The sequence below is a fragment of the Gilvimarinus gilvus genome (assembly GCF_030518155.1).
Lineage (GTDB): Bacteria > Pseudomonadota > Gammaproteobacteria > Pseudomonadales > Cellvibrionaceae > Gilvimarinus > Gilvimarinus gilvus.
Genome location: NZ_JAULRU010000833.1, coordinates 1 through 517 on the forward strand (window position 1 = coordinate 1; position 517 = coordinate 517).

2 protein-coding genes are annotated in these 517 nt (G+C 32.3%); one reads left to right on the forward strand and one right to left on the reverse strand.

Annotation, left to right across the window (positions count from 1 at the left end; all coding sequences use genetic code 11):
* Nucleotides 1–275 (forward strand): transporter associated domain-containing protein (locus tag QWI17_RS23075; protein ID WP_302724897.1); only part of this gene is annotated, 275 nt, incomplete at its 5' end.
* 41 nt (nucleotides 276–316) lie between these two features.
* On the opposite strand, the gene QWI17_RS23080 is transcribed toward QWI17_RS23075, so the two are convergent.
* Nucleotides 317–517, reverse strand: a 201-nt coding sequence (locus QWI17_RS23080) for a hypothetical protein (protein WP_302724898.1), incomplete at its 5' end; no start/stop codon positions are given.

Sequence of the window (517 nt, forward strand, 5' to 3'; positions counted from 1 at the left end):
AGAACCAAGACGAAGATTATGAAATCGTAGAACGTGAAGATGGTACATGGTTGATCGATGGGCAATTTTCGATCTATGAATTCGAGAAGTTTTTTGAAATTGATATAGACGAAGACATCGAAAATAGATACGTTACCGTTGCTGGGATTTTCTTGGACAAATACGAAACCATTCCAAATGTTGGTGATAAGGTAGAAGTAGAAGATTTGACGCTAGAAATTGTAGACAAAGACGGTAATCGTATTGATAAAATATTGGCATATCGTAAGAAATAAAAAAAACTCAACCAAAATGGTTGAGTTTTTTTTGTAACTCACTAATTTATTTTTTGAGCAGTAATATAATTTTCTCCATTAGCACTACTTCCTAGACCTGTAATTGATATTGTAGCAGATGCAGCTTGTGTAGTAGAACCATTACTATAATTAGAATATTTTCTAGAACCTTGCCAGAGTGTTAAATAATATCTTTTCTTAGCTGTACTTGTATTTGTAATAAATACCTTCCCGTTAATAAC